The organism is Pseudomonas sp. Teo4 (assembly GCF_034387475.1).
In the GTDB taxonomy this organism is placed as follows: Bacteria; Pseudomonadota; Gammaproteobacteria; order Pseudomonadales; family Pseudomonadaceae; genus Aquipseudomonas.
In genome coordinates this window covers 1,914,393-1,937,337 of sequence record NZ_JAXCIL010000001.1, presented here as the reverse complement: position 1 = coordinate 1,937,337, position 22,945 = coordinate 1,914,393, and the positions used below count along the sequence as shown (strand labels likewise).

General features: G+C 63.7%; 20 protein-coding genes. 11 read left to right on the top strand and 9 right to left on the bottom strand.

Annotation, left to right across the window (positions count from 1 at the left end; translation table 11 throughout):
* Window positions 1-388: 388 nt before the first annotated feature.
* The 4 genes from PspTeo4_RS08865 (at window position 389) to PspTeo4_RS08850 (ending at window position 4,631) form a co-directional block, all read left to right on the top strand.
* Complete coding sequence (locus PspTeo4_RS08865; RefSeq protein WP_416196913.1) at window positions 389-1,087, top strand: hypothetical protein; 699 nt, start codon at window positions 389-391, stop codon at window positions 1,085-1,087.
* A 196-nt stretch (window positions 1,088-1,283) separates the two neighbouring features.
* Window positions 1,284-2,123, top strand: a complete 840-nt coding sequence (locus PspTeo4_RS08860; protein WP_322363290.1) for a DUF6502 family protein — start codon at window positions 1,284-1,286, stop codon at window positions 2,121-2,123.
* A gap of 3 nt (window positions 2,124-2,126) precedes the next feature.
* Window positions 2,127-3,806 (top strand): DUF5666 domain-containing protein, encoded by a 1,680-nt coding sequence (locus PspTeo4_RS08855; RefSeq protein ID WP_322363289.1) that lies wholly within the window; start codon window positions 2,127-2,129, stop codon window positions 3,804-3,806.
* Window positions 3,807-3,881: 75 nt separating this feature from the next.
* Window positions 3,882-4,631 (top strand): hypothetical protein, encoded by a 750-nt coding sequence (locus tag PspTeo4_RS08850; protein WP_322363288.1) that lies wholly within the window; start codon window positions 3,882-3,884, stop codon window positions 4,629-4,631.
* A 3-nt stretch (window positions 4,632-4,634) separates the two neighbouring features.
* Here the strand turns inward: PspTeo4_RS08850 and PspTeo4_RS08845 are convergent, their stop codons facing one another.
* Entirely contained in the window at window positions 4,635-6,347 is a 1,713-nt protein-coding gene (locus tag PspTeo4_RS08845; protein ID WP_322363287.1) for an FAD-dependent oxidoreductase, read from the bottom strand.
* Window positions 6,348-6,536: 189 nt separating this feature from the next.
* Here PspTeo4_RS08845 and PspTeo4_RS08840 point away from each other — a divergent pair, with 189 nt between their 5' ends.
* From PspTeo4_RS08840 to PspTeo4_RS08830, 3 genes are all read left to right on the top strand, one after another.
* On the top strand, window positions 6,537-7,313 hold the full coding sequence (locus PspTeo4_RS08840; RefSeq protein WP_322363286.1) for an IclR family transcriptional regulator: 777 nt from the start codon (window positions 6,537-6,539) through the stop codon (window positions 7,311-7,313).
* A gap of 148 nt (window positions 7,314-7,461) precedes the next feature.
* Window positions 7,462-8,514: a Gfo/Idh/MocA family oxidoreductase gene (locus tag PspTeo4_RS08835; protein WP_322363285.1), complete on the top strand. Its 1,053-nt coding sequence runs from the start codon at window positions 7,462-7,464 to the stop codon at window positions 8,512-8,514.
* A gap of 81 nt (window positions 8,515-8,595) precedes the next feature.
* Complete coding sequence (locus PspTeo4_RS08830) at window positions 8,596-9,411, top strand: sugar phosphate isomerase/epimerase (protein WP_322363284.1); 816 nt, start codon at window positions 8,596-8,598, stop codon at window positions 9,409-9,411.
* A 344-nt stretch (window positions 9,412-9,755) separates the two neighbouring features.
* Here PspTeo4_RS08830 and PspTeo4_RS08825 read toward each other — a convergent pair whose 3' ends face one another.
* The 5 genes from PspTeo4_RS08825 to PspTeo4_RS08805 form a co-directional block, all read right to left on the bottom strand.
* Window positions 9,756-11,081, bottom strand: a complete 1,326-nt coding sequence (locus PspTeo4_RS08825; protein ID WP_322363283.1) for an MFS transporter — start codon at window positions 11,079-11,081, stop codon at window positions 9,756-9,758.
* Between the two features lie 167 nt (window positions 11,082-11,248).
* On the bottom strand, window positions 11,249-12,928 hold the full coding sequence (locus tag PspTeo4_RS08820) for an FAD-dependent oxidoreductase (RefSeq protein ID WP_322363282.1): 1,680 nt from the start codon (window positions 12,926-12,928) through the stop codon (window positions 11,249-11,251).
* A gap of 112 nt (window positions 12,929-13,040) precedes the next feature.
* A complete protein-coding gene (locus PspTeo4_RS08815; RefSeq protein ID WP_322363281.1) occupies window positions 13,041-13,361 on the bottom strand; it encodes an NIPSNAP family protein in 321 nt (106 codons plus the stop codon).
* Window positions 13,346-15,079, bottom strand: a complete 1,734-nt coding sequence (locus PspTeo4_RS08810) for an FAD-dependent oxidoreductase (RefSeq protein WP_322363280.1) — start codon at window positions 15,077-15,079, stop codon at window positions 13,346-13,348. Before PspTeo4_RS08810 ends, PspTeo4_RS08815 begins: the two co-directional genes overlap by 16 nt.
* Window positions 15,080-15,083: 4 nt before the next feature.
* Window positions 15,084-15,893: a shikimate dehydrogenase gene (locus PspTeo4_RS08805; protein ID WP_322363279.1), complete on the bottom strand. Its 810-nt coding sequence runs from the start codon at window positions 15,891-15,893 to the stop codon at window positions 15,084-15,086.
* A gap of 334 nt (window positions 15,894-16,227) precedes the next feature.
* Here PspTeo4_RS08805 and PspTeo4_RS08800 point away from each other — a divergent pair, with 334 nt between their 5' ends.
* On the top strand, window positions 16,228-16,998 hold the full coding sequence (locus PspTeo4_RS08800) for an IclR family transcriptional regulator domain-containing protein (RefSeq protein ID WP_322363278.1): 771 nt from the start codon (window positions 16,228-16,230) through the stop codon (window positions 16,996-16,998).
* 3 nt (window positions 16,999-17,001) lie between these two features.
* Here the strand turns inward: PspTeo4_RS08800 and PspTeo4_RS08795 are convergent, their stop codons facing one another.
* The gene (locus PspTeo4_RS08795) at window positions 17,002-17,448 is read right to left on the bottom strand and encodes a tetratricopeptide repeat protein (protein ID WP_322363277.1); all 447 of its coding nucleotides are present in this window, start codon (window positions 17,446-17,448) and stop codon (window positions 17,002-17,004) included.
* Between the two features lie 108 nt (window positions 17,449-17,556).
* A complete protein-coding gene (locus PspTeo4_RS08790) occupies window positions 17,557-18,447 on the bottom strand; it encodes a LysR family transcriptional regulator (RefSeq protein WP_322363276.1) in 891 nt (296 codons plus the stop codon).
* 104 nt (window positions 18,448-18,551) lie between these two features.
* Here PspTeo4_RS08790 and PspTeo4_RS08785 point away from each other — a divergent pair, with 104 nt between their 5' ends.
* Complete coding sequence (locus tag PspTeo4_RS08785) at window positions 18,552-19,541, top strand: zinc-dependent alcohol dehydrogenase family protein (protein WP_322363275.1); 990 nt, start codon at window positions 18,552-18,554, stop codon at window positions 19,539-19,541.
* A gap of 146 nt (window positions 19,542-19,687) precedes the next feature.
* Here PspTeo4_RS08785 and PspTeo4_RS08780 read toward each other — a convergent pair whose 3' ends face one another.
* Complete coding sequence (locus PspTeo4_RS08780; RefSeq protein WP_322363274.1) at window positions 19,688-20,608, bottom strand: LysR substrate-binding domain-containing protein; 921 nt, start codon at window positions 20,606-20,608, stop codon at window positions 19,688-19,690.
* A 196-nt stretch (window positions 20,609-20,804) separates the two neighbouring features.
* On the opposite strand from PspTeo4_RS08780, the gene PspTeo4_RS08775 reads away from it, so the two are divergent.
* Both PspTeo4_RS08775 and PspTeo4_RS08770 read left to right on the top strand, forming a co-directional pair.
* Window positions 20,805-21,554 (top strand): SDR family NAD(P)-dependent oxidoreductase, encoded by a 750-nt coding sequence (locus tag PspTeo4_RS08775; RefSeq protein WP_322363273.1) that lies wholly within the window; start codon window positions 20,805-20,807, stop codon window positions 21,552-21,554.
* 76 nt (window positions 21,555-21,630) lie between these two features.
* Window positions 21,631-22,929, top strand: coding sequence for an MFS transporter (locus PspTeo4_RS08770; RefSeq protein WP_322363272.1), 1,299 nt, complete (start codon window positions 21,631-21,633; stop codon window positions 22,927-22,929).
* Window positions 22,930-22,945 lie beyond the last annotated feature (16 nt).

Below are 22,945 nucleotides of genomic sequence, written 5' to 3'. Positions count from 1 at the left end.
GGCCAATAACGCCTGTGACAGGCGCGCGCGACCGCCTGGTTTGCACGACGCGATATCGAGTTGTGCGCCAAAGCGGTCGCGCGCATTTCTTGCAGGCATAACTGGCCCGAAACAAACGTAGGAGCGAGCCTTGCTCGCGATGCGCCGCGCGGGCGGCGCTCGATATCCGCACCACCGCAAAACCCAAGACGAACACATCGCACCCCCACTCCCTCTTCTTTGCCAGGCCACCACCGGTCGGCTTTTCCATGCGCCACTTGAACCCCTCCACAAACAGGTCTAATTATTAAGCGTGGGAAAAAATCCCACGCGAAGAAAAGTAAAAAACCTACAACGATTCCCCGACTTTGATTTGGCGTTTCTCGCGGTGATGACCAGGAGACGGAAAATGCAAATCCAGCTGTTGTTCAAGAGGGCACTACTGGCGGCGGCCATCGGCGCCGTGCTGTCAGCGTCCATCGTTTTGGTTCCGGACTCGATTTCCCAAGGTTCAAGCGCGTACGCCAAGGATGGTGGCGGTGGCGGTGGCGGTGGTGGCGGTGGTGGCGGTGGCCACGGTGGTGGCGGTGGTCATGGCGGTGGCGGTGGTCATGGTGGCGGTGGTGGCCACGGTGGTGGCGGTGGTCATGGCGGTGGCGGTGGTAGCGGCGGCGGTGGCCATGGTGGTGGTAGCGGTGGAGGCAGTGGCGGCGGTGGTCACGGTGGCGGCAGCGGTGGTGGCCACGGTGGCAGCGGCAGTGGCGGCGGTCATTCCGGCAACGGCAGTGGCCACAGCGGCAGCGGTCATGGCGATGCAGGTCACGACGGCAATTCCAACTCCGGGCGCAGCGGCAATCACGCCGAAGCCGGCGATGATCATGGCAATCATGCCCGTGGCGAGCCCGGTGACGATCATGGCAACCATGTAGGCGGCGAGCCGGGTGACGATCATGGCAATCATGTTGGCGGTGAGCCTGGCGATGACCACGGCAATCACGTTGGTGGCGAGCCTGGCGATGATCGCGGCAACCATGTGGGTGGCGAACCGGGTGATGACCGCGGCACTCATGCCGGCGGCGAAGCGGGGGATGACAACAGCAGAAGCTGACCCGCGCTGACAGGCCTCATGCAAAACCTTGGGGCGGGTTTTGCCTGGGGTTGGTCCAGTCCATGACTGCCCCTCTCAACGCGTGCGCAGTGAGCGCTGACAGTTAATCCCCTATCCCGGGACGGAAATGGTAACAACTCGTATGGGATTTTTTCCCGCGTCGTATACTGGTTCCATCTGTCAAGGAATGCGCTCAATGCAATCGCCCACCCTACCTCCTTCGATGTTAAGCGCCTTGCGGCGGGTCATGCGCCCGCTGGTGCGCTTGATGCTGCGCAAGGGGGTCACCTATACGATGTTCAGCGACCTGCTCAAGGAGGTGTTCGTCGATGTCGCCGATCGTGAGTTCCGCCTCGACGACAAGGCACCCAGCGATAGCCGCATCAGCCTGCTGACAGGGGTTCATCGCAAGGATGTCAGGCGCCTGCGCGGCGAGAGCGACACATCGCACGAAGCGCTGCCCGAAAACATCACCCTGGGTGCACAACTCGTCAATGTCTGGACCAACAGCCCGCCATTCTGCGCTCAGCCTGGCCAGGCGTTACCGTTACCACGGCTGGCCAGTGTCGGTGGTGAGTGCTCGTTCGATGCCTTGGTGGCGAAGATCAGCACCGACATCCGTGGGCGGGTGGTGCTGGACGAGTGGTTACGCCTGGGTATCGTCCGGCTCGATGAGCAGGACTGTGTGCATCTGGAAGCCCAGGCATTCGTGCCACAGAAGGGGTTCGACGAAAAAGCCGCGTACTTTGGCCATAACTTGCACGACCACGCCTGTGCCGCGGTGCACAACCTCAGTGGCCAGGGACAACCGTTTTTCGAGCGCAGCGTGCACTACGACGCCTTGAGCCTGGGCAGCGTCGAGTCCCTGCGTGAGGTGGTGGCCAAAGATGGCATGCAAACGCTGCTAGGCTTCAGTCGACTGGCTGCAGACCTTGAAAACGTTGACTTGCCCAACCTCGAACAACGTCAGCGCATCACCATCGGGCTTTATTTCTACACTGAGCCCACCGACTCCGATTCGCAGAAGACGCCCTGACCCATGAATGCCTTCTCGCGCTGCCTCAGTGTCGTCTCGCTGGTCCTGGGTTTGGGGCTGGGCCTGATGACGTGTGCAGGTGTGCAAGCAGCACCGGTGTGCGTCAGCCGTGACGAAGTCGGCATGGGGGGCGCTGCGGGGCTGCAGTCGCCAGGCGGCGTCGGCGGTACCGGCGTACGTAGCGAAAACGGTGGCGTGGGCGGTACGGGTGCACCTGTGCAACAGCGCCCAGGAGGCACCGGTGGTACCGGCGCGGTGGCCGAAGGCGTCGACGGCACCCTGTACGACCGCAGTAATGGCGGGGTAGGCGGTACCGGGGCTCCGCTGCTGCGCCCTGGCGGGACGGGAGGCACGGGCATCGTTGGCACCATTACCGGGTTCGCATCGATTTGCGTCAATGGCCTGGAGGTGCACTTCGGCAAAGACGTGCCGGTGAGTGAAAACGGCGTCCCGGCCAGCAGTGGGCACCTTGCCATCGGCCAGGTTGTCGCGGTCGAGGCCTTCGCCACCCAACGCGGCCTGCAAGCCGGGCGCATTTCGATTCTCAACGTTTATGAAGGGCCGTTGACCGCACTGCCTAATGCCGCAGGGCCGCTACGGGTAATGGGCCAGCCCGTGCGACTGGCCGCAGGGGCGCGGGTGGCCGAGGGGTTGCGCCCAGGCGAGCCGGTCAAGGTCAGCGGCCTGCGCGATGCCAGTGGCGCGGTGGTGGCCAGCCGTATCGAGCGTGCACCTGGCCTGAAAGAGTCCAGTGCGATTGGGGCGATAGACCGTGCCGGCAGCCTACAGGGGCTGAAACTGGGTACCCGCGTGGCCCCGGCACAGGAAGTGCTGGTGCGTGGCCAGTGGACCGGGCGCCAGCTGGAAGTCGCCCAGAGCCGCCCTGACCCCAGCCTGCCATTTGCCGGACGCGTGCAGACAGCCGTGATCGAGGGGCTGGTGCAGCGACGGCAGAACCAGCAACTGGTGGTGGCCGGTATCAACGTGACCCTTGGGCGCGACACCGTGGTCGTGGGCGAGCAGTCGACGAAACTGGCGGTGGATCAACGTGTCCGGGTAAGCGGTGTGTTCAGTGGTCATCGTGAGGTGCGGGCAACGCGCGTCGAGTTCACCAGCGAGCGCCTCGACAACTCGGGCAGGGGACATGTAGAGCGCAGCAGCGAGCAGAGTTCGAGCGGTTCGGGAGGTTCGAGCAACAGTGGCCATGGAGGTGGGAGCGAAACCCGTGCAGTCAGTGAAGACCACAGTGGCAAAAGCGATGCCGTCGAGGTCGAGGCAGATGACCATGGGAATTCCGAGTCGGTCGACAACTCTGGAAAGTCGGAGCGGGTCGAGTCCGTGGAACAGGATGAGCGCTCTGACAACAGTGGTCGGTCGGAAAAGGTGGAGAAGGTCGAGGAGGTAGAGAAGGCCGAGAAGGTGGAAAAGGCTGAAAAGGTAGAGAAAGGCGAGAAAGTGGAGAAGGTCGAGAAGGTTGAGAAGGTTGAGAAAGCAGATAAGGTCGAGAAAGTAGAAAAAGTCGAGAAAGTGGAAAAGGTCGATAAAGTCGACAAAGTCGAGAAGGTGGAAAAAGTCGAGAAAGTAGAAAAGGTGGAGAAAGTAGAAAAGGTCGAGAAGGTCGAAAAGCCCGAGAAAGTGGAGAAAACCGAAAAGGTAGAGCGTCCGGACCGTTCCGGGCACTAGATTCAAGCAGTTCGGCCACGAACAACTAGGCTGGGTAGGTCGGATCACACTTTCCAACGGGAATTTGAGGTGTGGATGAAACCCATGCTCCCTCTTTTTGCCAGCCTGCTGGCAAGCATCAGCGCTTCGGTCACGGCCGATACCTTCACCCTTTCTTCAGGCTTCGACTACTCCAGTGGCGACTACGGTACCGGCACGACTTCGGAAATCTGGTACGTCCCTGTGGTGGGAAAGTATGAAACCGGTCCCATGACGTACAAGGTCACCGTACCCTGGTTGCGCATCACCAACCCAGAAGTGGGCCCGGACGGCGACCCGCTGCCCGGTGGTTGCAGGGATGTGGAAAGTGGCCTGGGCGACACGGTCGCCAGCGCAGCCTATGCCCTGCTCGACGGCAGTGGCGGTGGCCTGTTGCTGGACCTGATCGGCAAGGTCAAATTCCCCACCGCGGATGAAGATCAGTGCCTGGGCACCGGTGAATACGACTACACCGCCCAGGTCGACATCGCCAAGGCCTTCGGCCCGGTGACCGGCTTCGCCACCCTGGGCTGGAAGAAGTACGGCGACCCACCAGACAGCGATTTCGACGACCCGGTGTTCGCCAGCCTTGGCTTTGCCTTGCCTGTGGCAACCCGAACCACGGCAGGTGCTTCCTACGACTGGCGGCAGAAAGTCGTGTCCACGGGGTCGCAGATCAAGGAGCTGACCCTGTTCGTCACCCATAAGCTAAATCAGCAATGGAAGGTTCAGCTGTACGCAGTCAAAGGCTTCTCCGACGCCAGCCCCGATGCCGAGGGCGGCCTGATGCTGTTTCATACGTTCTGACGCTTACTCATAGTCCGTCGCTCCAGCAATATGCCGTCCCGCCACATAGCCGAAGGTCAGTGCCGGCCCGAGGTTGATTCCACCGGAGGGGTACCAGCCGCCGAACACGCTGGCCATGTCGGTACCCGCCGCGTACAGGCCCGCAATCGGTTGGCCGGCCTCGTCCAGCACACGGGCGTGGCCGTCGGTGCGAAGGCCGGCGAAGGTGCCGAAGCAACCGGGTTGAACCTTCACCGCATAGAACGGCCCATGCTCGATGGGCGCTACACAGGGGTTCGGGCCCTTGTGCAGTGGGTCGCCCTGTTTGCGGTTGAACGGGGTGGAGCCACGGCCGAATGCCGGATCCTGGCCGTTGCGGGCATGGCGGTTGAAGTCGGCGACCGTGGCGCTCAAACCGGTCGGGTCGATGCCGCAGGCGCGGGCCAGTTGTTCCAGCGTGGCGCCGCGCTTGAGGTAGCCGCTGCGCAAGTGTGGCCACACCGGTAGCGGTGCCGGGCGCGCGTGACCGAGGCCGAACCGGCGCAGGAAACGGTGGTCACAGATCAGCCACGAGTAGACTTCCTCGCCTTGCGGCACCGCCTCGACCATGGCCGAAACGTAGTCGTAGTAGCCGTGCGCTTCGTTGACGAAACGCTTGCCGCTGGCCAGCACGCCAATGATGCCCGGTTTGCCGCGTTCGATGATGTGCGGGAAGTGGCCGACGCTGCCGTCACGGTGCGGTACCCTCGATACCGGCGCCCAGGCCACCGGCGATTTGAGGTCGGTCGCGACCACGCCACCAGCCGCCTCGCCAAGGCGCAGGCCGTCGCCCGAGCATGACTGCGGGGGCAGGGCAAGGTTGTCGTGGCCGCTGGCGTCGCGTGGAAACAGTTGCTGACGTCGCTCGGTGTCGTTGGGAAAACCCCCGGCGGCAAGCACCACGGCCTTGGCCCGAATGTGCATTTCACCTTGTGGCGTAGTGACCACAGCCCCCTTTACCTGCCCATCCTCTAGTAGCAGGCGCTTGGCCGGTGCTGACTCCAGCAGACGAACGCCCAGGTCTTCAGCCGATTTCGCCAGCCGTGCCACCAGCGCCACGCCATTGACCAGGTGCATCGCACGCCCGTGTCGGGCCAGGTGGTAGAGGTGCCGGCCAAAGCGCTTGCACACGTGCATAAAGGCGCGTGGGGAACGGGTCATGTTGAGGAACGCGGCAAGGTCGGGCCCGGCCATGATCGGCATGCCCATGAACGATGTTTCGCGCAGGGTCTTGCGCAGGCGCGGCAGCAAGGCACCGACTTCGCGGGCATCGTAAGGCGCCGCGATTACCTGATGACCGCCGCTGGCGGCGCCGGGTGTATCGCCATGCATGTCGGGAATGCCATTGCCGTCGGCAAACTGCAGCGCGGTATGCTTTTCAAAGAACGCCACCATGTGCGGGCAGGCTTCAAGGAAGGCGTCGACGCGCTCGGCGTCGAAGTGCTCGCCCAGTTCGTTGCGCAGGTAGGTGCGAGGCTGCTCGATGTCTTCCTCGATGCCAGCGCGCCGAGCCAGCGGGTTGCGCGGTACCCAGGCCCAGCCGCCGGACCAGGCCGTGGCGCCGCCGAATACCGGCGCTTTCTCCACCAGCATGACCTTCTGCCCATGCCAGGCGGCGGTGACGGCCGCAGCCAGCCCGGCTGCGCCGGAGCCGATGACCAGAACGTCGCAGTCGGCTTGGTAGGGATCGGTGGGCATCGGGGCGTCTCCTGCATTATTATTGGAACGTGATTCCATAATGTTGTTGGCTGGTCGAACCCCGCGCAAGCGATTACTGGCAGGTGCGGGCAATTAGTGGTCGATAACCGGACACTTGGCCGCCCCGGCGTCCGCTGTTCCGGAATTTTCTTCTAGAATTCGCACAATTTTTTCAGGGGTCTTGTAGTAATGGCTGGTAGTCAGATCGAACGCGCCTTCAGTCTTGTAGAAAGCCTTACCGGCGAACCCCAAGGCCTGGCGCTGCAAACCCTGGCCGAGCGCCTGGACATTCCCAAGAGCGCCGCCCACCGCATGCTGGCCGAGCTGATTCGCCTGGGCTACGTGCGGCAGAACCGCGACAACAGCCGCTACCAACTGTCCGCCAAGCTGGTGGCGCTGGGCTTTCGCTACCTGTCCAACAGCGGTGCCGACATCATTCAGCCGATTCTCGACCGTCTGGCCCAGGACAGCGGTGAACTGGTGCGCCTCGGCGTGATCGACGGCAGCCGCCAGACATGGATCGCCAAGTCCCAGGGCGCCCGTTCCGGGCTGCGCTATGACCCCGACATGGGCCGTGACGCGCCGCTGTTCTACACCGCGTCCGGGCATGCCTGGCTGGCCAGCCTGAGCGATGAGGCGGCGCTGCAGATGGTGTTGCGCCAGGGCATCGCCGACCCCGCGCAGTTCGGCCCGAATGCACCACGCTCCACCGACGAACTGCTGGCCTACCTGCACCGTGCCCGCGAACGTGGCTATGCCTGGGTCGAGGAAACCTCGGCGGTCGGTACCTCGGCCCTGGCGGCGGTGGTGCGTCGTTCCTACAGTGACGAAGTCATCGGAGTGCTGAGCATCGCCGGCCCCAGTGCCCGCATGGCGCAGACGCGCCTGCCGGAACTGGCACCGCTGCTGTTGGCCGCGGTGGAGGAGCTGTCGGCCGCCAGCCAGGCCAGCGAACTGTTCGTCTGAAGGCCTCTGCGCGTATTAGCGGTCGATTACCGCACAGTCTATCGAGCGGGTGCTTCTGAAAGCTGGAACTTGGTTCTAAATTGTTGAAAGTGGATTGTGGAACCTGGTTTCAGAATCTCGACAACAACAATGACAAGAGGACCGTCTGTTGAACGCACCCCTTCGTATCGCCCTCATCGGCGCCGGCATCATGGGCCGTCAGCATTACCAGCACCTGCGCAAGCTACCAGAAGCGCAGTTGTGTGCAGTGGCCGACCCCGGCCCGCAGGCCGAGGCGTTCGCCGCCGAGTGCGGCGTGGCCTGGTTTGCCGACCACCGCCAGATGCTGGAGCGAGTCCAGCCCGAGGCGGTGATCATCGCCAACCCGAACAACCAACATGTCGCCACGGCCCTGGATTGCGTCGAGGCCGGCGTGCCGGTGCTGGTGGAAAAGCCGGTGGGAGTGCACCTGGACGAAGTCCGGGCGCTGGTGGAGGCTTCGCGCCGTTGTGGCGTGCCGGTGCTGGTCGGCCACCACCGGCGGCACAACCCGTTGATCACCCGTGCGCGCCAGGTGATTCAGGATGGCCGACTGGGCAGGCTGATCAACGTCACCGCGTTGTGGCAGCTGCAAAAGCCTGACAGCTATTTCGAGACGCCTTGGCGCCGTGAGCCGGGCGCGGGCTTTCTGCTGACCAACCTGATTCACGACCTCGACCTGCTGCGCCACCTGTGTGGCGAGGTGGTGCAGGTGCAGGCGTTCACCCGTAACGATGTGCGTGGCTTTGCCAACGAGGACAGCGCCGCGGTGCTGTTGCAGTTCGCCAACGGCGCGTTGGGCAGCCTGACCGGTTCTGACGCGGTGGCCGCGCCGTGGAGCTGGGAGCTGGATTCCGGCGAGAGCCCGATCTACCCGCGCCAAGCCGATCAGCCTTGCTACCTGCTGGCCGGCACTGAAGGTGCGCTGAGCATTCCGCAGCTCAAGCGCTGGCACTACGCCGAAACCGGTTCTGGCTGGCACACGCCGCTGCTGCAAAGCGAAGAGTCGATTCCCGCAGGCGAGGCGTTGACCTTGCAATTGCAGCATTTCATCCGCGTTGCCCGTGGCGAAGAAGCCCCGCTGATCGACGCCGCCGACGGTGGCCGCACCCTGGCGCTGATCGAGGCCATCCGCCAGGCGGCCGAAAGCGGCCGAGCCTGCGCGCCAGAGCCGATTGCCTGACACCCACACCCTGCGTCGCTGGTCTTGCCCTGTTGGCAGAGCGCCAGCGACCTCCCTCCTTTATTGCTTCAGGTGGAACACATGACTGATCGAATCTTTTCCCTGGCCGCACTGACGGTGCTTGAGCTTTCTCCGCCGGACATGGTGGAAGTCGCCGCCCGCGCCGGGTACAGCCACGTTGGCTTGCGACTGGTGCCTGCCACTCAGGAAGAGCGGCATTTCCCGCTGGTGGCAGACGCCGAGTTGCGTCGGCAGACCCAGGCGCGCCTGCGCGATACCGGTATCAAGGTGCTGGACCTGGAAATTCTGCGTTTGAAACCGGAAACCTGCGTTGCCGATTTCGAGGCCATCCTGGCGGTGGGGGCCGAGTTGGGTGGCACCGAGCTGCTGGTGGCGGGGAACGACCCGGACCAGGTGCGCCTCACTGAGCGTTTTGCCGAGTTGTGCGACCTGGCGGCAGGCTACGGCATTCACCCGCACCTTGAGTTCATGCCCTGGACCGACGTGCGCAACCTGCGCCAGGCCATGGACATCGTTGCCGAGGCCGACCGTGCCAATGGCTGTGTGTTGGTGGATGCCTTCCACTTCAACCGCTCACGATCGTCCCTGCAGGACCTGGCGCGTCTGGCACCGCAGTGCATGCGTTATGCCCAGCTGTGCGATGTGGCTGGCCCGGTGCCGGATGATATGGACGAGATTCTGCGCCAGGCGCGTAACGAACGGCGCTTTCCGGGGGATGGCGATGCCGACCTGATTGGCCTGCTGCGTACCTTGCCGGCCACCGTGCCGCTGAGCCTGGAGATTCCGACGCGGCAGTTGATGGAGCAGGGGATCAGTGCCGAGCAGCGGGCGCGGATGGCGTTGGAAAAGGCAGTCGCGGTATTGGCAAGGGTCTGACTTGAGCGTTTAGGTGGTGCGGATATCGAGCGCCGCCCGCGCGGCGCATCGCGAGCAAGGCTCGCTCCTACGTTTGTTTACGGCCAATAACGCCTGTGACAGGCGCGCGCGACCGCCTGGTTCATACGACGTAATATCCCGTCTGGCGCCAAAGCGGTCGCGCACGAATCTCGCAGGAATAATTGGCCCGAAACAAACGTAGGAGCGAGCCTTGCTCGCGATGCGCCGCGCGGGCGGCGCTCGATCCCACAGGCGCAACACCTCTAACGCCAAACACCCCAACACCATTCCCAAGGCAAAAAAAGAGGCCCCTAAGGGCCCCATAGAGGAAAGTGTTTTCGCGCCTAAACCGTTTCGATCTTGCGCGGCGCCATGAAGTACATCCACACCAGCGCAATGAAGTACATCGCCGGAATCATGGTGAACAACACCGCATAATTGTTGTGGGTAGCCGTCAGCACACTGCCGACGATCTGCGTCATGAACATCCCGCCAATCGCCGCGCACATGCTGCCGAAGCCAAACACCGTGCTCACCAGGTGCTTGGGCGTGTAGTCCATCACCAGGCTCCAGATGTTCGCGGTCCAGGCCTGGTGCGCTCCCACTGCCACGGCGATGGCCAGCACCGCCATCCACAAGCCGCTGGCGTTGGCGGCGAAGACCACGCTGACGATGGTGCAGGCGAAGATCAGCATCGACAGCAGTCGGGCGCGGGTTGCGCGCACGCCACGGCCGATCAGCCAGGACGAAAGAATGCCACCGCCGATGCTGCCGAAGTCTGCCGTCAGCCAGATCAATATCAGCGGGATACCCATCTGGGTCACGCTGATACCCAGCGAGTACTGCTGGTTGAGAAACGGCGGCAGCCAGTACAGGTAGAACCAGAACACCGGCGCTGTGATCGAATACGCCACCGCGAAGGCCCAGGTGCCGCGCAGGCGCAGAATACGGCTGAACGGCAAGCGCGGGACCTCGGGCTCGGCGTCCTGCTGGATGTACTCCAGCTCGCTCTGACGCAGGCGCGGGTGGTCTTCAGGGTTGAAGTACTTAAGGCCCCAGAACACCACCCAGATCAAGCCAAGACTACCCATGGCGATGAACGCGGCCTGCCAACCCCACACGGCCAGGATCAACGGCAACAGTGCCGGGGTGACCATGGCGCCGACGTTGGTACCGGCGTTGAACAGCCCGGTGGCGATGGCGCGTTCGCCGGCGGGGAACCACAGCCGCGTGGTTTTCACGCAGGCCGGGTAGTTGGCGGCTTCGGTCAGGCCGAGAATGAATCGGCAGACCATGAAGCCTGCGGCTGAAGTGGCCAGCCCATGGGCGCCGGTGGCCAGGCTCCAGAGCAGCACCGCAAAGAAGAACGCACGCTTCACGCCGACGTTGTCGATCAGCCTGCCTTGCAGCAGAAAACCGATGGCGTAGCCAACCTGGAACCAGAAGTTGATGTTGGCGTAGTCCATCGCCGTCCAGCTCATTTCCTTGGCCAGGACGGGCTGCATGATGCCGAGCGCGGCGCGGTCGATGTAGTTCAGGGTGGTGGCGAAGAACACCAGGGCAAGCATGCCCCAGCGGGTTTTGCCGACGGCGAAGGCGCCGCGCAGCTTGTCGCCGATGGACCCGTGGCTAAGACGGGGTAGGGCGGTGTCGAACTTGGAATGGGTCATGTCGTGGATATTTCTTGAAATTGTAATGACTGCGGGTACGTCTCGGTCGTGGCTGGGTCCCAGGCAGGGGGCGCACGCAAGGTCATTCAATGGTGAGCAGTGAATGGGTGAGCGTCAATTCAAGTGAGGGGCTATTGTTCGGTAACCGAACAATAGCGAGCCACGGGCTAGACGCTCAGCGCCCGACCGGCCAGGTAGCCGAAGGTCATGCCCGGGCCAAGGGTGATGCCGCCACTTGGGTAATGCCCGCCCATGATGCTCTGCATGTCGTTGCCGACCGCGAACAAGCCGGGGATCGGTTGCTCATGGGCATCCAGCACCCGCGCAGAGGCATCCGTGCGAATACCTGCGAAGGTGCCAAGGCTGCCGGGCAGCAGCCGCACCGCATGGAACGGGCCATGCCGTAATGGTCGCAGGGATGGGTTCGGCGTCTGCAGCGGGTCGCCCTGTGCCTTGTTGTAGGCCGACGCGCCACGCTGGAAGTCCGGGTCCTGGCCTTGCAATGCGTGATGATTGAACGCGTCCACCGTGCTTTTCAATTGCCCGGCATCGATCCCGCAGCGCATGGCCAACGCTTCCAGCGTATGGCCGCTGAACAAATAGCCGCGTCGCTCATAGAAAGCCGTGGGGAACGGGAAGGGCTTGGCCCAGCCGATACCATAGCGACGTTGCGCGGTGTGATCGCAGATCAGCCAAGCCTCGTGCGGCTGGCCTTCGGGCGTTGCGGCGAACAGCGCATTCATGAAGGCGTGGTAGCTGTCGGCCTCATTGACGAAGCGCCGGCCGTCGCGGCGCACCGCGATAAAGCCCGGCTTGGCGCGGTCGATCAGGTGAGGGAAATGGCCAATGCTGCCATCGCTGCGGGGCACCAGCGAAACCGGGGCCCAGGCGCCGGCGTGGGCCAGCGTCGTGCCCACCTGAGCGCCGACCTGCTCGGCCAGTCGCAGGCCGTCGCCGCTGTTTTCCCTTGGCGCGGCGGAGTGATGGCGATCGCCGTCGGGGGCATGGGCGATCAGTTGGGCAATGCGCTGGCGGTCGTGGGGAAACCCGCCGCAAGCCAGCACCACGCCACGGCGTGCCAGCACCTGCTGGCCATTGGCGAATTGTGCTCCGGTGATTCGGCCTTCGCCCAGCAAGCGTGTGGCCGCCAGGTCGGTGAGCAGCGTCACGCCAAGGTCGAGGGCGCTGCGTAACAGGCGTGCCACCAGGGCATTGCCGTTGACCAACTGCATTCCACGTCGATGCAACAGCAGGTCGCGGCCATGGCGCAGCAGGCGCTTGCTGACGTGCAGTGCGGCCTTTGCCGAACGCGTGGCGTTGAAGAACGCGGCCATGTCCGCGCCTCCGGCGATGCCCATGCCGGCCAGGCTGACGATGTCCAACGGTGGCCGCAGTTTGTGTATCCATTGCCCGAGCTGGCGTGCGTCGAATGGCTGCGCACACAGTGAGCGGCCGCCACCCGCGCTGCCATCGCCTTCGTGCATGTCGGGCATTTTCGAACCGGAAAAAAACTGCACGGCGGTATGTTGCTGGAAGAACGCCACCATGTCCGGGCCATGGCGTAGAAAGGCGCGCTGGCGTGGGTCGAGTTCGGTTACCTGCGTTTGCGCACGCAAATACCGCTCTGGTGCGTCGTCGGCCTCGATGGTGCCTTCTGCGACGGCCAATGGATTACGCGGGATCCACAACCAGCCACCCGACCAGGCGCTGGTACCGCCTAGCTGGCTGGCTTTTTCCGCGACGATCACCTTCAAACCGTGATGTGCGGCAGTGACTGCGGCGGCAAGGCCGGAGGCGCCGGAGCCGATGACAAGGACGTCACATTCAAGCGTGGGCGGGGGCAGCATGGAAGGTTTCCAGTCAGATTGTCACTCGCCGAGGTCGAGCGCCTCGGCACCACTTCAACCGTTCCCGGCCCCTTCCAACAAGGAAGAGGCACTGTGAGAAACGGGCTGATCTTCACTGCAGCGGCGAAAAGCCTGTGGGCCGCAGCATGCGTGACTCGAGCTTGAGCACCGCGCCCAGCTCGCGGTTGCGGCGGGAGAACTCCGCCCAGCGTGGGTCGGCGGCCATCGCCTTGCGCCGGTCCATGCGCTCGTCAAGGCTGGTGTAGCCCCACAGGTGCACCACCTGGTTGGCCTCACCGAACTCGGTGGTAAAGAAGCCGACCAGCTTGCCCAGGTGCTCGGTCTGTACCTCCAGGGCGTGGCTCTGGTACAGGGCCAGCCAGTCGGCCAGTTTCAGTGGGTCGATGGTGTAGGTTCTCAGTTCGTAGTACATGGGTGTTTCTCCGAGTGGGTGGCCGGCGCCTGCAGGCGCTCGGCGATATGGCTGGCAGCAATCCAGCCGAAAGTGAGGGCGGGGCCAAGGGTGATACCCGGGCCGGGGTAGGTGCCGTCCATCAATGAGTTCATGTCGTTGCCGACGGCATATAGCCCGGTGATCGGGGTGCCGGCGCGGTTCAGCACGTTGGCGTTGGCGTCTGTGGCCAGGCCGCGTGCCGAGCCGAGGTCGCCGGTATGGATGCGGATGGCGTAGAAAGGCGCCTTGGCCAGTGGTGCCAGGCACGGGTTGGGCTGGTGTTGCGGGTCGCCCATATAGCGGTTGTAGCTATTCGCGCCCTTGCCGAAGGCGCGGTCGACGCCGTTACGGGCATCGGCGTTGAACTGCTCGAGCGTTTGCGCCAGTGCCTGAGTATCGACACCAATGGCCTTGGCCAGTGCGTCTGGGCTGTCGGCCCGGTACAGGTAGCCCGCCTCGATCAGGGCTGAGTTGTCTACGGGCTTTGGCCGCGCCAGGCCCAGGCCGTAGCGGTTCATGGCCTCGGCGTCGCAGATCAGCCAGCAGGTGCTGATGCCCTGGGCGAACATGGTCTGCACGAAGTGGTGGTAGGAGTCGGACTCGTTGACGAAGCGCCGCCCGGCCGGGTTGACCGCAATCACGCCCGGCTTGGCGCGGTCGGTGACCAGGTGCGGGAACCGTTCGCGCTCGCCACTGGCATGGTGCAACTCGGACACCGGTGCCCAGAAGAAATTGGCGGCCAGGCCTTCGCCCCTGGCGGCCTGCACGGCCTCGCCGAGGCGTAGGGCGGCCCCGTCGTTGGTGGGCGGCGACATGGTCAGGTGCGGCGCGCTTGCATCCGGCCGGTTGGCGGCAGCAAGTTCGCCCGCCGCGAAGCCACCCATGGCGCAGACCACACCACCACGGGCGTAAACCCGTTCGCGGCGGCCATCACGTTGCACCACCACACCACGGACCTCACCGTGCTCGACGATCAGCTCCTGAGCCTCGCTGCGTAGCCACAATTGGGTGCCGTGGGCGAAGGCGCTGCAGGCCAGACGGGCGATCAGTGCGTTACCGGTGGTCAGGCGGGTGCCTCGATGATGGCGCAGGCGGTCCAGCCCGTAACGGCTCATCAGCTTCAGGCAATGCCAGAGCGATGCAGCCGAGCGGCGGATGCTCAGAAAATGCTGGATATCCACGCGGTTCACCATCATGCCGCCGAACAGCAGCATGCCTGGCGGGGGCATCTTCAGGTCCTTGAAGCGTGGGCCAAGGTGGCGGCCGTCGTACTCGACCATTTCCAGTGCACGCCCGAACTGCGTGGCGCCGGGCGCGTCCGGGTAGTAGTCCGGCGAGTGTGGACGCAGGCCGTAGCGCAGCTCGGTGTTGGCCTCCAGCCAGCGCAGTGCCTGGTGGCCGCGTTCGATGAAGGTGTCCACCAGTGCAGGGTTGTATCCGGCGCCGATGATCGCCTTGAGGTAAGTGCGCATGGCCTCGGGGGAGTCCTTGGCGCCGGCTGCGCTGGCCTGGTCAGTGCCGTAGATCCAGGCCGCCCCGCCGGAAATGGCCGAGGTGCCGCCGAAGGTGTCGGCCTTTTCCACGATCAGCACTTTCAGGCCCAGGCGGGCGGCGGTGGCGGCAGTGGCGAAACCACCGGCACCGCTGCCGAGCACGACCAGGTCAAACACCTGTTGCGGTTGTTCGATTGGGGGCATGGCTTCAGATCTCCAGCGGCGTCACGCCCATGAAGGCGCCCAGGTGGCCGAGTTGGGCGAACGCCATTTCCGGGCCGGTCTGGACCGCGCAGCCGCGCTGGCGTGCCTGGCCCAGCAACGGGGTGATTTCCGGCGAGGTGACGACGTCGGCCACCAGGGTAGAGGACTGTAGTGTTTCCAGCAGGGTGGCTGGCAGCGGCAGCTCGCCGGTATCGCCCATGCCGACGGGCGAGGCGTTGACCAGCAGGTCGAAACCTTCGAGCGAATCGTACTGAGTGGCGACCTCAAGGTTGGGGAAGGTATTGTCGAGCAATTCGCACAGCGCGGCGGCGCGTTCGGTGCTGGGGTCGCTGAGGGTTACGTGGCTGGCGCCTGCCTCACCCAGCGCATAGGCAATGGCACTGCCGACACCGCCGCAACCGATCACCAGCGCGCGTTTGCCGGCCGCCAGGAAACCATGTTTGCGTGCAGCCCCCAGGAAGCCCGCGCCATCGACGTTGTCACCCAGCAGGCGGCCATCGGCATCGCGGCGGATCACGTTGACCGAACCCAAGGCCGCGGCCCGCTCGCTGAGGCCGTCCAGTTGGCTGGCCAGCGCTTGCTTGTAGGGGACGGTGACCACACAGCCCCGCAGGTTGCGCCAGCCCCGCAGGCTGCCGGCGAACGCCTCGAGCGAGGCATGCTGCATGTCGATGGGCAGCATCGCCAGGTTACGGTTGTTGTTGGTGAACCAGGTGTTGAAGTTGTCGGGCGATTTCACCTGGGCAATGGGCGAACCGACGATGGCGACCAGTTCTGTGGAACCACGAATCATGCTGACCTCCGTTCTTGGCGTTGTTGTGGAGGCAAGGGTGGCGCGCAGGGCGGGTCAGCGACAATGCGCTTATCGGGGGTATAGTGCGATAATCGCAGTCAGGCATCGGTATTCGCATTGAATAGTCGAATTTGTCGGTGTAAAAACTGGAAGGGCAACGGTCTTGTATGGCTTTGGCTGGCCTCATCGCCGGCAAGCCGGCTCCTACAGGGTCTGCGCCGATCTTGAGTTCACTGCAGTACCTGTGGGAGCCGGCTTGCCGGCGATGAGGCCGGTACAGGCAACACAACAAAGTTGCACCCACAGCTACCAGCCCCAACCCCGAGCCGCACACATGGACAAACCCGAAATCCACCCCCGCGACCTGATCGCCGGCCTGCAAAAAGGCTTGGCACTGATGCAACTGTTCAGCGCCGACCAGCCACGTCTGAGCGTGCCGCAAGCAGCCAGGCTGTCGGGTATGACACCCAGCGCCACCCGGCGCTTTCTGCTGACGTTGGTGCACGAAGGCTTCGCCGACACCGACAACCGCCACTACTGGCTGACACCCAAGGCGCTGCGCATTGGCCAGGCCTATGTGGATTCGGCGCAGTTGCCGCGCATGCTGCGGCCGATCGTCGAGCAGGTAGCGCGCCAGACCCAGGAGCATGTGTCGGTGGGCACCCGCGACGGAGACGAAATCATCCACCTGGTGCGCAGCCGCTACAGCCATGTCGCCTCGCTGTCGATCAGGCCTGGCTCGCGGGTGCCGATGTACTGCACCGCCGGCGGACGGATCTGGCTGGCGTCGCTGGATGCCGCAGCGCGGGACGACTACTTCGCGCGCAATCCGCCCCGTTCGCTCACGCCCTACACACAGACCGACCGGGGCAGCCTGGAGGCAGAGTTGCAGCGGGTGAGGGTGCAGGGCTACAGCATCGTCGATCAAGAGTATGAAATCGGCATGCGTGTGCTGGGCGTGCCGTTGCTGGACCGTGCCGGCCAGTTGAAAGCGACCCTGACCATCACCACCCATGCGTCACGCCTGAGCGTCGAGGAGATTCGCCTGCGCTACCTGCCGCCGCTGTACGAGGCGCAGGCACTGCTCAAACCCGTGCTCGACTGAGCGTCAGTGACGGGTGAGGAACGTGCTGGCGATGGAGCGACTGGTACGTGAGGCTTTCTCAGTCGCTGGCTGTGTAGCCGCAAGCTGGGCGTTACGCGCCGCCTCGATCAACTGGAAGTTGCGATTGCGCAACGCGTTGTTACGCCCGACCCGAAGGTTGGAGCTCAGCGCCAGGGTTTCGGCCTGTTGGTACTGGCCCTGCTGCAGGCGCAACACGCCCAGGTAATGCAGTGTGGCGGGGTTGTTCGGCTGGATCTGCAGCGCCCGCTCCAATGACGCAGCCGCCTGCTCCAGATTGCCTTCGGCATATTGTTGCGAGGCGGTTTCGATCAGCAAGGTGGAGGCATGGTTGCTTCGGGCCGTGGCTGTCCGCTCGCCCGCGAACGCGCCGCAGGAGACAGCGGCGCTGAGCAGCAGGAAAACGGCCGGCAGGGTTCGTTGGCTTTGCATCGGTAAGGACTCGACAGGGCCTGGTTCGCCTGTCATGAGGGCACGGTCCCTTGCCCACGGATGCAAGGGGACGCTATTGACCTGGTTTGCTCGTTGAAGTTCCGGTTCCTACGATTTGCGTCCGAACGAGGTGATGGAGAAGTCCAGAAAACTGCGCAGTTTTGGTGTCATGCGCTGGTCGGGCGCGTAGAGAATATGCATCGGCGAAGTGGGCACGCTGTAATCGGCCAGCAGGTTCACCAGCGTGCCGTTGCGCAAGGCATCCTGCACCAGCTCCAGGGGTTGCAGCACCACACCTAGCCCGGCTACAGCGCCCGCCAGCAGCGGGTCACCCTGATTAATCGTCAATCTGCTTGTAATCGGCACATCGACCCGGCCTTCTGGCCCGTCGAAGCTCCAGTGCGTGCGGCCGTCGGAATAGGCGAAACCGAGGCATTCGTGTTGTTGCAGGTCCCATGGGCTGGTGATCGGTGGTCGACGCGCCAGGTAAGACGGGGCGGCGCACAGCACCAGCCGATAAGGCTCCAGCGGTACCGCTTTCAAGCCGCTGCTCGGCAGCTCGCCAATACGGAACACCACGTCGTAGCCATCATCGACCAGGTCGACCAGGTCGTTCGACAGGGTCAGGTCCACCGACACCTGGGGGTATTTGACCATGTATTCAAGAAGGCGCGCAGACAAGGTGTGCATGCCGAAGGTGACCGGGGCGTTGATGCGCAGGCGCCCGCTGGGCACGCCACGGGTCATTGCCGCCAGGCTTTCGGCTGCCTGCATGTCCGCCAGAATCAGCTTCGCACGGGAATAGAAGGCCCGGCCGAAGTCGGTGAGGCTTTGCCGGCGCGTGGTGCGGTTGAGCAGGGAAACGCCCAGGTGCTGTTCAAGCATCTTCACCTGCTTGCCCACCAGTTGCGGGGAGAGGTTGAGTTCTTCGGCGGCGGCGCTGAACGATCCCAGTTCCACCGCCTTGACGAACGTAGCCATCTGGGTGAGGCGATCCATTATAAACCTGCTGTTTCTAGTGTCAGGTCATCCTAGGCCTTTATCCGCTTACGGCCAACGCCTAAATTTCTCCGCACATTCCCATCTATCTGGAGGTAGTAATCATGGCGCGTATCGTCAGAATTCATGAGTATGGAGACGCCAGCGTTCTCAAGCTGGAGGAGTTGGCTGTGCCTGCCCCGGCAGCGCTGGAGGTGCAGATTGATGTCAAGGCCATCGGACTGAACCGCGCCGAAGTGATGTTCCGCAACCACGCTTACCTGCAGGAAGCCGAGTTTCCGAGCCGCTTGGGTTATGAGGCGGCTGGCGTGGTGGCCGCGGTCGGTAGTGGTGTTACGGATGTTCAGGTGGGCGACAAGGTCGGCTTGATTCCGCCACTGGATATCGCCCGCTGGGGCACCTATGGCGAATTGGCCAATGTGCCGGCTCACCTGGTGGTCAAGAGCCCGGCGAACCTGTCGTTCGAACAAGTGGCGGCTTCCTGGATGCAGTACGTCACTGCCTGGGGCGCGTTGATCGAACAGGCGAAGTTGCAACGGGGCGACTTCGTGCTGGTGACGGCGGCGTCGAGCAGCGTAGGCCTGGCGGCGTTCCAGATGGCGCGCATGGTCGGTGCCACCGCCATTGCCATCACGCGAACCCAGGCAAAGCGCCAGGCGCTGCTTGAGGCCGGTGCTGCGCATGTGATCGTCAGTGACGAGGAAGATATCGTCGAGCGGGTCATGGCGATTACCGATGGCCAGGGTGCCCGCGTGGTGTTCGACCCGGTGGGTGGCCCTGCCTTCGAGCCGCTCACGCAAAGCATGGCCAGAGGCGGCATCTTGCTGGAGTACGGAGCGCTCAGCCCTGAACCCACGCCGTTCCCGCTGTTCACCGTGCTGGGCAAGAGCCTGACCCTCAAGGGGTACCTCTATGCCGAGATCGTGGCGGACCCGCAAGCGCTGGCGCGGGCCAAGGTGTTCATTGTCGAAGGCCTGGCGTCCGGTGCGCTGAGCCCGATCATCGCCCGCACATTTGCCCTGGACGAGATTCAGGACGCCCACCGGTACCTGGAAGCGAACCAGCAGATTGGCAAGGTTGTAGTGACGGTTTGACGAGGGGGGCAGGAGCACCTGTCTTGTGTTGCCTGTACCGGCCTCATCGCCGGCAAGCCGGCTCCCACAGGCATTGCGGTGATCCGGGCCATGTGGGAGCCGGCTTGCCGGCGATAAGGCCGGTACAGGCATGACGTTGGTTGGAATCAGTAATTGAAGTCATGCCCCAACTGCCCCTGTACCCAGTTCAGGAATTGCCGGACCCTCGACGCCTCGGCATGTCCGCGCGGGAACACCAGGTGATGAGCGCTGACTGGCGTCGCCAGTTCTTCTGCGAACACCGGCATCAATTGACCACGGGCGATGTAGTCCTGGGCCAGCAGCGAACTCTCCAGGGCAAACCCATAACCATGGCTGGCCGCTTCCAGGCTCATGTACGAGCGGTCGAAGCTCAGCGCAAACGGCGCCTGGGGCAATGTCACGCCTTGCTGGGCAAACCAGTGCGGCCACTGCACCAGGGCCGATTCCGAGAGGATCAGGTTTTGCCCCAGCAGGTCGCTGGGCTGCTTGATTTGGGTTCGCTCAAGCAATGTCGGTGACGCCAGCACGGTCGCTCGCTCGTGGCGAATGGTCCGCACCTCAAGGCTGGGCCAATTGGGGTAGCCATGGCGGATATCGAGGTCAAGCTGGTGTCGCCCGAAATGCAGCGACTCGTAGGAACACGACAGGTTGATCTGGATTTCCGGGTGGCTGTTGCGAAAGTGCTCCAGGCGTGGCAACAGCCAGAGCAGCCCGAAGCTCGGGGCGGAGTGCAGGCGCAGGCAGTCGAAACCCACCGCACTGCCGGCACGCTCGGTTGCCGTCGCCAGGCTTTGCAGGATGCCTGAAACCTCACGCAGGTATTGTTCCCCGGCGGGTGTCAGCGATACGCCTCGGGCTTCGCGGATGAACAAAGGCCGTCCGATCAGCGCCTCAAGATTGGCGATCTGATGGCTCACGGCCGAAGGGGTCAGGTTCAACTGCTCGGCCGCTCGGGCCACATTGCCAAAGCGTGCAACTTGTTCGAAGGACTGAATTGCTTTCAGCGCAGGAATCGGCGGCGTCTTTCTGATGGCGTCCTGGTTCATGGTCGTTCCCAAGCACAGCGTCAATGTCAGCGGTGTTTGTACTCTGCCGCGATCGCTGATCACAAGCCAGGGCTGAATTTTTTTCAGCATCGGATGAAATGCACTGCGTTGCTGGTGCCTGGGGCCTGCACGAAGCTGTACGCATCGGTTCTGCCTGAACCGAAGCTCACAACAATAATCATCCGGAGCACTGCCCATGTTACTTCAAGGCAAATTTGCAATCGTCACCGGCGCCGCCTCTGCCCGCGGTATCGGTCGCGCCACTGCCCAGGCGTTCGCCGAACAAGGCGCCAAGGTCGCTATCTTCGATCTCGATGCGCAAGCCGCCGCCGATGCCGCCGCCGCACTCGGCGAGGGCCATATAGGGCTGGCCGCCAACGTCGCCGATCAAGCCCAGGTGCGAGATGCCGTGGCCCAGGTACTGGCCCGTTTCGGGCGTATCGATGTACTGGTCAACAATGCCGGTATCACCCAGCCGGTGAAGACTCTTGAAATCACCGGCGCGGACTATGACCGCATCCTCGACGTCAACCTGCGTGGCACGCTGCTGATGTCGCAGGCGGTGATCCCGTCGATGCGCGCCCAACGCTCCGGCAGCATCATCTGCATGTCCTCGGTTTCCGCCCAGCGTGGAGGCGGGATCTTCGGCGGCCCGCACTACAGCGCAGCCAAGGCCGGCGTGCTGGGCCTTGGCAAGGCGATGGCGCGCGAACTGGGCCCGGACAATGTGCGGGTCAACTCGATCACGCCCGGGCTGATCCACACCGATATCACCGGTGGGCTGATGCAGGACGAACGCCGCCACGCCATCATCGAAGGCATTCCCCTGGGGCGGCTGGGCGTGGCGCGTGACGTCGCAAACGCGGCACTGTTCCTGGCCAGTGACCTGTCCAGCTATCTGACCGGCATTACCCTGGACGTCAACGGTGGGATGCTGATCCACTGAGCCTGCGCCAAACTGCGTTCTGTATCTGAGCCCGGCGCCGTCCGGGCCGCCAATAACAACAAGAGATCAGATCGACATGACCACATTAACGCTCGATGCGGCGTCGGCCGCGCGCAGCAGTGCCTACCGCAAGACGGCCTGGCGACTGATGCCGTTTCTCATGCTCTGCTACCTGTGTGCCTACCTGGACCGGGTCAACGTCGGCTTCGCCAAGCTACAGATGATGGACGACCTGGCCTTGTCCGAAGCCGTGTACGGCTTGGGGGCAGGGATGTTCTTCATCGGCTACTTCCTTTGCGAGGTGCCGAGCAACATCATCCTGCACAAGGTCGGTGCCCGCCGCTGGATCGCCCGCATCATGATCACCTGGGGCATCATTTCGGCGTTGTTCGCCTTCGTCGAAACGGCCTGGCAGTTCTATGTCCTGCGCTTTCTGCTCGGCATCGCCGAGGCCGGTCTGGCGCCGGGGCTGCTGCTGTACCTGACCTACTGGTTCCCCTCCTATCGCCGGGCGAAGATGACGGCGTTGTGGTTCATCGCCATCCCGCTCTCGGGCATGGTCGGCGGCCCGTTGTCGGGCTGGATCATGGAACGCTTCGCTGGCGTGCACGGCTGGGCCGGCTGGCAGTGGATGTTCCTGCTGGAGGCCATTCCGACGGTACTGGTGGGCATTCTGGTGCTCAGCTATCTCAAGGATGGCGTCAACCAGGCCCATTGGCTCAATGACGACGAGAAGGCCCTGGTGCGCCGGGAACTGGCCGAGGACGAAAAGCACAAGGTCAGGCATGGCTCGGTGGCCGATTTCCTGCGCGACCGTCGCCTGTGGTTGCTGGCGGGTATCTACTTCTGTGTCGTGATGGGGCAGTACGCGATCACCTTCTGGCTACCGACCCTGGTCCGCAATGCGGGGGTGAGCGAGCCGTTGCACATTGGCTTGCTGACCAGCATTCCGTACCTGTGCGCCATCGTCGCGATGCTGCTGGCCGGGCGCAGCGGTGACCGACACCGCGAACGGCGCTGGCACCTGGCGATTCCCATGTTGCTCGGCGCACTCGGGCTGAGCCTTGCCGCAGCCCTGGGCAGCAGCCTTAGCTTGTCGATCCTCAGCCTATGCCTTGCCGCAGCGGGAATCCTGTCCGCATCGTCACTGTTCTGGATGCTGCCAACCACCTTGCTGGGCGGGGTCTCGGCGGCGGCGGGCATCGCCGCGGTCAACAGCTTCGCCAACCTCGCCGGTTTCTGCTCGCCCTACCTGATCGGCTGGGTCACCACCCGCCTGGGTGACAACGCCATCGGCATGTACCTGATCACCGGCGTGCTGATGTTCGGTGCCTTGCTGGTGTTCCGAGTTCCCGCAAACCTGGTCAATCGTTGATTCAACAAGGAGTCAC

What these genes read in the sequence shown, in the direction of transcription:
- PspTeo4_RS08865 (WP_416196913.1), top strand. Translation starts at nt 389, where the DNA reads ATGCAAATCCAGCTGTTGTTCAAGAGGGCACTACTGGCGGCGGCCATC.
- PspTeo4_RS08860 (WP_322363290.1), top strand. Translation starts at nt 1,284, where the DNA reads ATGCAATCGCCCACCCTACCTCCTTCGATGTTAAGCGCCTTGCGGCGG.
- PspTeo4_RS08855 (WP_322363289.1), top strand. Translation starts at nt 2,127, where the DNA reads ATGAATGCCTTCTCGCGCTGCCTCAGTGTCGTCTCGCTGGTCCTGGGT.
- PspTeo4_RS08850 (WP_322363288.1), top strand. Translation starts at nt 3,882, where the DNA reads ATGAAACCCATGCTCCCTCTTTTTGCCAGCCTGCTGGCAAGCATCAGC.
- PspTeo4_RS08845 (WP_322363287.1), bottom strand. Translation starts at nt 6,347, where the DNA reads ATGCCCACCGATCCCTACCAAGCCGACTGCGACGTTCTGGTCATCGGC.
- PspTeo4_RS08840 (WP_322363286.1), top strand. Translation starts at nt 6,537, where the DNA reads ATGGCTGGTAGTCAGATCGAACGCGCCTTCAGTCTTGTAGAAAGCCTT.
- PspTeo4_RS08830 (WP_322363284.1), top strand. Translation starts at nt 8,596, where the DNA reads ATGACTGATCGAATCTTTTCCCTGGCCGCACTGACGGTGCTTGAGCTT.
- PspTeo4_RS08825 (WP_322363283.1), bottom strand. Translation starts at nt 11,081, where the DNA reads ATGACCCATTCCAAGTTCGACACCGCCCTACCCCGTCTTAGCCACGGG.
- PspTeo4_RS08820 (WP_322363282.1), bottom strand. Translation starts at nt 12,928, where the DNA reads ATGCTGCCCCCGCCCACGCTTGAATGTGACGTCCTTGTCATCGGCTCC.
- PspTeo4_RS08815 (WP_322363281.1), bottom strand. Translation starts at nt 13,361, where the DNA reads ATGTACTACGAACTGAGAACCTACACCATCGACCCACTGAAACTGGCC.
- PspTeo4_RS08810 (WP_322363280.1), bottom strand. Translation starts at nt 15,079, where the DNA reads ATGCCCCCAATCGAACAACCGCAACAGGTGTTTGACCTGGTCGTGCTC.
- PspTeo4_RS08805 (WP_322363279.1), bottom strand. Translation starts at nt 15,893, where the DNA reads ATGATTCGTGGTTCCACAGAACTGGTCGCCATCGTCGGTTCGCCCATT.
- PspTeo4_RS08800 (WP_322363278.1), top strand. Translation starts at nt 16,228, where the DNA reads ATGGACAAACCCGAAATCCACCCCCGCGACCTGATCGCCGGCCTGCAA.
- PspTeo4_RS08795 (WP_322363277.1), bottom strand. Translation starts at nt 17,448, where the DNA reads ATGCAAAGCCAACGAACCCTGCCGGCCGTTTTCCTGCTGCTCAGCGCC.
- PspTeo4_RS08790 (WP_322363276.1), bottom strand. Translation starts at nt 18,447, where the DNA reads ATGGATCGCCTCACCCAGATGGCTACGTTCGTCAAGGCGGTGGAACTG.
- PspTeo4_RS08785 (WP_322363275.1), top strand. Translation starts at nt 18,552, where the DNA reads ATGGCGCGTATCGTCAGAATTCATGAGTATGGAGACGCCAGCGTTCTC.
- PspTeo4_RS08780 (WP_322363274.1), bottom strand. Translation starts at nt 20,608, where the DNA reads ATGAACCAGGACGCCATCAGAAAGACGCCGCCGATTCCTGCGCTGAAA.
- PspTeo4_RS08775 (WP_322363273.1), top strand. Translation starts at nt 20,805, where the DNA reads ATGTTACTTCAAGGCAAATTTGCAATCGTCACCGGCGCCGCCTCTGCC.
- PspTeo4_RS08770 (WP_322363272.1), top strand. Translation starts at nt 21,631, where the DNA reads ATGACCACATTAACGCTCGATGCGGCGTCGGCCGCGCGCAGCAGTGCC.